The sequence below is a fragment of the Halococcus salifodinae DSM 8989 genome (genome assembly GCF_000336935.1).
Classification (GTDB): Archaea; Halobacteriota; Halobacteria; order Halobacteriales; family Halococcaceae; genus Halococcus; species Halococcus salifodinae.
On record NZ_AOME01000104.1, the window covers coordinates 1 to 8909 of the forward strand.

General features: G+C 56.2%; 8 protein-coding genes. 7 read left to right on the forward strand and 1 reads right to left on the reverse strand.

The window, feature by feature from the left end:
* Positions 1-59 precede the first annotated feature (59 nt).
* Positions 60-404, forward strand: a complete 345-nt coding sequence (locus C450_RS19775) for a cyclodeaminase/cyclohydrolase family protein (RefSeq protein WP_275039295.1) — start codon at positions 60-62, stop codon at positions 402-404.
* Between the two features lie 78 nt (positions 405-482).
* Positions 483-593, forward strand: a complete 111-nt coding sequence (locus tag C450_RS21170; RefSeq protein ID WP_080510351.1) for a zinc ribbon domain-containing protein — start codon at positions 483-485, stop codon at positions 591-593.
* A gap of 257 nt (positions 594-850) precedes the next feature.
* Here the strand turns inward: C450_RS21170 and C450_RS23775 are convergent, their stop codons facing one another.
* Positions 851-1036 carry a DUF7577 domain-containing protein gene (locus tag C450_RS23775; RefSeq protein WP_440717343.1) on the reverse strand — a complete coding sequence of 62 codons (186 nt, stop codon included), beginning with the start codon at positions 1034-1036 and terminating at the stop codon, positions 851-853.
* A 77-nt stretch (positions 1037-1113) separates the two neighbouring features.
* On the opposite strand from C450_RS23775, the gene C450_RS19780 reads away from it, so the two are divergent.
* From C450_RS19780 to C450_RS19800, 5 genes are all read left to right on the forward strand, one after another.
* Positions 1114-3987: a bacterio-opsin activator domain-containing protein gene (locus C450_RS19780; RefSeq protein WP_049910542.1), complete on the forward strand. Its 2874-nt coding sequence runs from the start codon at positions 1114-1116 to the stop codon at positions 3985-3987.
* Between the two features lie 161 nt (positions 3988-4148).
* Positions 4149-4298 (forward strand): rubrerythrin-like domain-containing protein, encoded by a 150-nt coding sequence (locus C450_RS21895; protein ID WP_005046838.1) that lies wholly within the window; start codon positions 4149-4151, stop codon positions 4296-4298.
* Between the two features lie 2 nt (positions 4299-4300).
* Positions 4301-5599, forward strand: coding sequence for a glutamate dehydrogenase GdhB (gene gdhB, locus C450_RS19785; RefSeq protein WP_005046841.1), 1299 nt, complete (start codon positions 4301-4303; stop codon positions 5597-5599).
* Positions 5600-5798: 199 nt separating this feature from the next.
* Complete coding sequence (locus C450_RS19790; protein ID WP_049910543.1) at positions 5799-7052, forward strand: MFS transporter; 1254 nt, start codon at positions 5799-5801, stop codon at positions 7050-7052.
* A gap of 1012 nt (positions 7053-8064) precedes the next feature.
* Positions 8065-8832, forward strand: coding sequence for a universal stress protein (locus tag C450_RS19800; protein WP_005046846.1), 768 nt, complete (start codon positions 8065-8067; stop codon positions 8830-8832).
* Positions 8833-8909 lie beyond the last annotated feature (77 nt).

An 8909-nucleotide genomic window follows, 5' to 3' on the forward strand; every position in this document is an offset into this window, starting at 1 on the left:
ATTTGCGTCATGGCTAACTCAAGTCTCCCGCTTCAGCGCCTTTGATTTAGCGACCCATCCTGCCGCCGTCTAGTGATTCAACACAGCCCACTGAACTGGTTCAAGAGAAATCACGACGCACTATCGAAGTCCCGCTCCAGATAGCTGAGCTCTGTCTTGAGGTCCTCGAACATGCGAGAGTAGTGACGTCGAAGGGAAACCGGAATGCTCTCGCCGACGCTGGAACAGGAGTGTTTCTCGCTCACTCAGCCCTGAAGGCATCAGTATACACTGCAGAGAGCAACCTGGAGCTGATAGAGGATCCGTCCGCCGTCACGGAAGCTGAGGAGCGTGGGGCCAAGATCGAGAGGAGGGCCGACGAAGTACTGAAACAGGTGAAAGCAAACGTTGAGGAGACTGTTTGACCGGCTTCCTTTGCTTCAGAACCGAGAGCATGGCCATCGAGTGCTTGAATTTTTATCGAGCGATACCATGGACTCGATATGGGCGAACGCACATGCTATCTGGCTATCTGTCCGGAGTGTGACCTCCGGGTATCGGTCGCCGACGAAACGTGTCCCGAGTGTGGAACAGAATTCGATACTGAGGAATAGTAAGAATCCGAGTCCGGTGTTCATTTCGGACTCGGTTTCCGTCATTTCGCGAGCGTGCAACCCATCAGCTTGTTGCCGTCACTACCGGACCTCTCGAAGCTCGATCATAAGGAGAGCGTCGGGGCACGTATCTCTTGAAACCTCATCTCCCTTGTGGAAGGTATAGGTACTGAGGGCACAGGAGAAAGGGGTTGAACAGAAATTCGCCCCTCGAGATTCGGCGGTAGGAGCATTATTTCTTCCGATACTATTTGATATTAACCTTCGTACGGTACCCTCAGGTACTGCGTCTGCGAAGAGTCTCGTAAGGATGCTACACACTCTCGACAGTACGTGTAGAATTTTTCATTAGCAGAACCACAACTTGGACATGCTATGAGGCCAGATTCCTGGATTGAATTTTTAGTGGGTGTGTCAGTACCGGTATTGGATACGGACCCCATACCAAGCTATTTGGCGTTTGTGAACATACCACTTTCGCCAGTATCTTGAACACAACCGGGCACACACTCTTAGAAAAATGGCATCTTCAACAAGTACATTGGCGACGGCTCGCGTGCTTCTCGTCGGAACAACTAATTGGATTCCTCAACTTGAGGACGCGCTTGAAGAGCGTAAGCGAGCAGTAGTTAGGACAGTCGAAACGGCAGAAGCCGCGATTTCTGCTCTTGATGAGCACCCAGTCGAGTGTGTTGTAAGCGAGTACACCCTAGATGAACAGACGGGACTCGAACTGCTTCAAACGATTCGCAATGACACTACCTCGCTTCCCGTGGTGCTCTGTACGGCATCAGGATCCGAATCGATTGCCAGCGACGCGATCGCCGCGGGAGTAACAGATTATATCGCCGTCTCAGACCCGATCGACGAGCGTATTGACGACATTTTGAGGCGACTCGCGCGATCCGTACGCACGTCCCGGCGGACCAACACCCAGCGAGAGCGAGCTAGACAGTTCGACGCGTTCTTTCACGACACCCAAACGGCCACCTGGGCGCTCGATTCGGATGGATCACTCCAACGCGTCAACCGGACGGCGCGTGAGATGATCGAACCAGACGCCGAATCAGTCGTTGGCGAGTCCTTCTGGACGCTTCCCTGGTGGACGCGATCGGATGAAACTCAGGCGACTGTCCGGAGAATTACCGAGCAGGCCATCGCCGGCGAGTTCAGCCATACGACTATCACCGCAGCGTTCGAAGACGGGACATCACGGACGCTCGAGGTCTCGGTCCGCCCTGTTCGAGATGAAGCGGAGACGATTGTCTCGATCATCGTCGAGGGCGTGGACGTCACCGAACGCGTCTCGCTCGAACGTGAGCTTCGTGAGTCCGAAGAACTCCACCGGATCACGCTCAACAATATGACCGATACGGTTCTCATCACCGATGACGACGGCGAATTCACCTACGTCTGCCCCAACGTCCACTTCATTTTCGGATATACTGCCGATGAGATCAACGAGTCTGGCAACATTGACCGACTTCTCGGGCCAGACCTCTTCGATCGCGATGATCTGGCTGAGGAGGGCGTATTGAAGAACATCGAATGCACGGCGACCGACAAGGCGGGTCGCGAACACACCCTGCTGGTGAACGTCCGGGAGGTGTCAATTCAGGGTGGCACACTCCTCTATAGTTGTCGTGACGTCACGAAGCGTAAACGGCGCGAAGAAGCGCTGGCTGGACTCCACAAGACGACACGCGAACTACAGTATGCCGAAACTACCGACGAGGTCGCCCAGCTCGTCGTCGACGATGCAGCCACCGTTCTCGATCTGGATGCCAGCGCGATCTACCTCTTCGAGACCGACGAGAACACGCTCGAACCGGTTGCCGCCTCGACCGGCATGGAACGTCTGAACGGACCGCTTCCAACCCTGCGAACGGCCGATGACTCAATTGTTGGTCACTGCTTTGTCGAGGACGATACGCGGTTTTACGATGACGTACACGACTCGAAACATCTCGACAATCCGGCAACTGATATCCGAAGCGGGGCGTACATCCCACTTGGCGAGCACGGAGTATTCATCGCCGCCGCCGAAACGATTGGCCAGTTCGACGACGTTCTACGGGAACTTACGGACCTACTCGCAGCGACAACTGAGGCTACTCTCGATCGGGTCGAGCGCCAGAGCCGACTTCGGAAACAGGATCGGGAACTGCAGCAGCGTAACCAGCAACTCTCGCGGCTCAACGAAACCAACGAGATCATTCGCGAGATCGATCAGGCACTCGTCCGGGCCGGGACACGCGAGGAGATCGACCATGCGGTCTGTAATCTGTTGACGACAGAAGACCGATTCACGTTCGCGTGGATCGGTGCTACTGACCCCATCGACGAAACCGTCGAGCCACGTGCGTGGTCCGGTGCGGAGCAGGGGTATCTGGACAGTACGTCGTTCCCGACCGGAACAGCGGCGATGGATCCAGCGGCACGGACTGCAACAACCAAGGAGGTACACGTGGTCTCGAACGTCGCTGATCGCCTCCGTGAAGCGTCGTGGCGAAAGGAGGCACTCACGCGCGAGTATCTCTCCGTGCTGAGCGTGCCGTTGGCCTACGACGAGTTCACGTATGGGGTGTTGACCGTTTATGCGGATTCGCCGAATGCGTTCACCGAGACGTCCCAGGCCGTGTTCACCGAACTCGGCGAGACGATCGCCTCGGCGACGAGTGCGGTTGAGCGGAAGAACGCGCTGCTGTCGACCTCGACCACACGTCTCGAATTCGAGGTCCGGGATCCAGCGTTTGTGTTCACCCGGCTTTCCCAACAGGCAGAGTGTACGCTCACCTATCAAGGCGGGGTGCAGCAGACCACCGGTGGTGTCTACGTATTCGTCACCGTGGCAGGTACGCCTGTCGACACCGTCGTCACCACGGCACGAGAGATGGTATCGATCGAGAGCGTCCACCGTATCAGCGAGACCGACGAGAAAGCAGTGCTCCAGCTGCAGCTCACCCAGCCGTTTTTCGCGGTCGAGTTGGCCGATCATGGAGCCGTTCTTCGAAACAGTACGGCTGACGGTGAGACCGCAACGCTCGTGATTGACGTCCCGCGTAGCGACGACGTTCGCCCCGTCACCCAACTCATCACGGAGTCGTTCGCGGACGTTGAGCTTCGTTCGAAAGAAACTCTCGACCACGCATCGTCCCGGAATTTTCAGACAGAGTACCTAGAGCAGCTCACAGACCGTCAGCTGGAGGTGCTTCAAACTGCATACTACAGTGGGTTTTTCGAATCGCCGCGCGAGAGTACGGGCGAGGAGATCGCGGCAGTACTTGGGATCTCGCCGCCCGCCTTCTATCGGCACGCACGAACCGTCCAGCGGAAACTGTTTTCCACATTGTTCGACGATATTGGAATCTCTACTGCTATCTCCGCAGATTAGACGAAAGCCAGCAAGCGGTATCCACCAGTACCTGGGGCATTTGTATCCCATACCATTTTCGTGACTAGCGCGATCAATGTTCAATAACGAACAACCTAAAGAGCCAGTCATTTTCTGATTAACGGTCACAAATATTGCCTGATATACCGTATGATTCGATGATGACACTTCGAGATGTCGATCGCGAGACTGACGCTGAAACGCCGTATGAGTGCTTCGAGTGTGGAACGATCGTCGTGACAACGGAAAGTCCCGGTGTGTGTCCGGACTGCGGCGGTGAACTGCGCAACCGTTTGATTCCCCTCGAGTGATCATGGCTTCCGGATCACCCCGTCACGAACCCCCCGCCGAGGACGCCACCGATTTGACCGAGTTCGAATCGGCACTCGAGACGGCTCGTCGCCAACTCGCTCGTGCAGCCAGTCACCTCGATATCGAGTCCAACACGGTCGAACGACTCAACCACCCGGCCAAAGTTCACGAGGTGTCTGTCCCGCTCGAACGGGACGATGGCTCCCTCGAGATGTTTACTGGCTACCGGGCACAACACGACAGCGTGCGTGGGCCGTACAAGGGCGGCCTTCGATTCCATCCTGGTGTAACCCACGACGAGTGTGTCGGCCTCGCGATGTGGATGACGTGGAAATGTGCCGTTTTGGATCTCCCGTTCGGTGGTGCGAAAGGTGGTGTCGTCGTCAACCCAAAGCAATTGAGTTCTGATGAGGAGGAGCGGCTTACCCGCCGATTCACTCAGGAGATTCGTGATTCCATCGGCCCGAATCGGGATATCCCAGCTCCTGACATGGGCACCAATGAACAGACGATGGCGTGGATTATGGACGCCTACAGTATGCAGCAAGGTGAAACCACACCGGGTGTTGTCACCGGGAAACCGCCTGTCGTCGGTGGGAGCTACGGCCGGAGTGAAGCGCCTGGGCGGAGTGTGGCGATCATCACTCGCGAAGTGTGTGAGTACTACGATCGTTCATTAGAGGGAACGACAGTTGCGGTACAGGGTTTCGGGAGCGTTGGTGCAAGCGCGGCTCGCTTACTCGATAGCTGGGGAGCGACTATTGTGGCTGTGAGTGACGTGAACGGCGTCGTGTACGATCCCGAAGGTCTGGATGTACAGTCGATCCCCTCGCATGACGAAGAGCCGGAGGCAGTGACGAAACATGTCGATGACGCCCTGACAAACGAGGAACTCTTCGAGCTCGATGTAGACGTTCTGATTCCGGCAGCGATCGGCAATGTCATCACCGAAGCGAATGCCGACGTGATCCAGGCAAATATCATCGTCGAGGGTGCGAACGGCCCGACGACATCTGCAGCTGATACGATTCTCAACAACCGCGAAATTCCCGTCGTGCCGGATATCCTCGCGAACGCTGGTGGCGTAACCGTCAGTTATTTCGAATGGTTGCAGGATATCAACCGTCGGTCGTGGTCGCTTGAGCGAGTCAACAACGAACTCGAAAAGGAGATGTTAGCGGCGTGGGACGACGTCCGGTTGGAAGTCGACGATCGGGATGTCTCGTGGCGGGACGGGGCGTACATTGTTGCGCTCTCCCGGCTTGCAGAAGCCCAAGAGGCGCGCGGGCTCTGGCCATAGGATGTACTTACCATTTCAGTAACGGAGTCGGATCGGACACCAATCGAGTTAGTATTGCTTCAGTTTGTCGATTTGATGGGATTAATATCACATTTCCTCAGGCGGTAAATTGGTCTGGCTGAGTTCAACTCATCTGCTTATGAATCCACAACTCACTCGGGAAAGCAACCCTCATTGGCTCTGATAGCGGAGCGATCGTATGTTGCGATCAATCACCTCACGGCTGTTTTCGGTTTCGAATCCTCGTGAGGTGTGGCTCATCACGGTGGCACACGCTGTCAACGAGTTCTACAGCGTCGCGCTTCCGCCGATCTTGCCACTGTTGGTGAACGACTTCGCGATCACGTACGGGGAGGCTGGAGCGTTGCTGACCATCTTTTTCGCCACCTACTCGATCTTCCAATTGCCGGCAGGCGTGCTCGCGGATCGGATCGGTCAGCGGTGGCTCCTCGCGGGTGGAATGATCGTCCTCTCGGCTGGCATCCTCATCGCGGCGAGCGCACAGGGGTATTGGACCCTCGTCATCGCCGAAGTGATCGCCGGCATCGGTGGGAGCACCTATCACCCCTCGGGCATGTCGATCATCAGCGATCTAGAGAGCGGTGCCACCGAGGGCAAAGCCATGGGCATTCACGGCCTGGGCGGGGTCGTGGGCACCGCTCTCGCCCCGGCGCTCGTCGGTGGGCTCGCCGCGCTGTTCGATTGGCGGCTCGCACTCACGGTCAGCGCGGGCGTGGGTGTCGTCTACGCGGTCGTGTTTCTGGCTGCCTTCCACCCCAAGAGTCGTTCGGACGGCAACGCCCCGATCGAACCAGATGGTGGGACCGACGAGAGGGCTGCGCCGAGGTCGCCCGAGGAATCTGACGGATGGGTGGCCGATCTCACCAGTCTGATCTCGGTGCCGCTCGAACCCTGGGTCGCGGTATTGTTCCTGGCCAACCTCGCGATCGCCACGGAGCTCGGCGCGGTCCGGACATTCGCGACGTCGTTCCTTGTTGAGCAGGCAGGCACGACTGCTGGTGTCGCCAACGCGATTTTCTTCGTGCTTCTCGTCGGCGCTGGTATCTCCTCGCTCGCCGCTGGGTCCCTCGCCGATAGCATGGATCGTCGAGCGCTCGGTTTCGGCGCGCTCGCGGCTTCGACGATCGTACTGGGTGCGACCGCGGTCGTGCCGTTGGTGCCGATCGTGCTGTTTGGGTGGTTTTTCCTCCTCGGTATCGCGATGTGGGCTGCTCTACCCGCGATGAACGCGATCACCTCTCAGTACTCCGAACGCAGGTTCAGTGGGAGTCTCTTTGGCGTAATGTTGACTGCGGGCTCACTCGGCGGTGCGATCGGGCCCTTGCTATTCGGCGTCGCCGCTGAACGGTTCGGTCTTGGTGCAGCGTTCCCACTTGTCGCGATTATCAGCGCGGGCGGCGCTATTGCCTTCCTCGGAATGTATCGGATCTGATCATCGCAAGCCGTGTTTCAGCACTAGATGAGACCCCTCTCAGCTGTTTCCTTTGGTGTTTTCGTGAGACTTGTAGGGGATTGGACGTCGTATTGCGTTTAACATGACATTTGTCTCTATTGAATCGCTAGATGGCGGCGTGATATGGGAGCGAATCAAAGCAGTTTCGTCACCGTCAATGCATTCCGCTAACCACAGAAGAGTTTCCAGACAAGTCATTTATGGTTCCGGACGTTATGTCACTACATGGCACATGTACCAGAACAGCCGAAACAGTACGTCTGTGAAGGGTGTAATAGCATCTATGTCGGACTCGTCACTGGGGGCCGACGAGAAGATCACACCTATGCTCCCCCTGAGGAATGTGCCGCCTGTGGAAGTACTGAATTTGTTGAAAAAGTAGACTACCCTACTCATTCGGGGTGACTATGCAGATACGGGGACAATATAGTCGCTAAAGAACATTTTCTTCTGCCAATACCCGGCGAACATCTCTGGATGGAAATCAGTCGGCAGGGATCAACGAGACGACCGAGCTTGAATCGGTCTATGCCGCGGGTGATTCTGGTGGCTACTCGGGGCATCGAGGATTGTGCGACAATTGGTGGGGCGACCGCGAACTCGTGTCCTTGAACGGCACAAACGCAGAGGAGAGAAACTCACAAGAGACGGGGCAGCAGCCGAGCCCTTGCTCAATTGGGAACGTGAATAGAAATGACACTCTCAACAATAGAACAACACTGGAATTTAAATTTGGAATTTGACAGAACAAACACGACTAATTAGGATCGACAAGGCGACGAAAGATGTGGCTCGAAATTGCCAATCACCGGCGTTGGAACGGAATTCGTGGTCTTCACCATTGTTCCGCATTGGGAGGTGAGGCGTTCGGCGCGGCCATCGGGGCACTGCCGTTGTTTAACCATGGGGTAATCGTCGTCCTTGTCATCAGTGATGTTTTGCAGGACCACTTTAAATGACTGGGGTCAAAACCATACGAGGAGAGCACCCGATGTATGATACGATTCTCATCCCGACCGATGGGAGTGAGGGAGCGAAAGCAGCAGCACGACACGGTGTGAACCTCGCAGCTGCTTTCGATAGCCACGTACATTTCCTGAGTGTCGTCGACGAACGGAGGTACACTGGCTCTATCGCGGACACGGATTCCGTGGTTCGAGACCAGCGGGAACTGTTCGAACGACAGGCAACTGGCGCGGTCCAAACCCTCGAAGAAATTGCAACTGAAACGCCCGTCACATGCACTACAGCGGTCGAACACGGTGTTCCATACGAGACGATTCTCTCCTACGCCAACCAGCACGATATCGATCTGATCACGATGGGGACTCACGGCCGAACTGGCTTCGACCGCTTCCTCGTGGGAAGTATGACCGAGCGCGTCGTTCGAACGAGTACTGTCCCGGTACTCACATCTCGACGCAAGCCAGTTGAGCACACAGACTACGATCGAATCCTGATTCCAACGGATGGCAGTGAGGCTGCAACTGCCGCAATCGACCACGGTATAGCCATCGCAGAACAGTACGATGCCACGATCCACGCACTCTCTGTTGTTGACTCCAGTGCACTGGCGGGCTCCTACGATATCGGAGTCGGCCCTGACATAATCGAGCCCTGGGAGGAAGACTGTGAGCAGGCTGTTGCAGACGTCACTGAAAAATGTGAGAATCGTGGTCTCAACAGTATCACAGAAGTCGCACAGGGAACGCCCTATCGTGAAATTCGAGATTATATTGACAATGAAGGGCTGTGTTGAATCACTAGACGGCGGCAGGATGGGTCGCTAAATCAAAGGCGCTGAAGCGGGAGACTTGAGTTAGCCATGACGCAAAT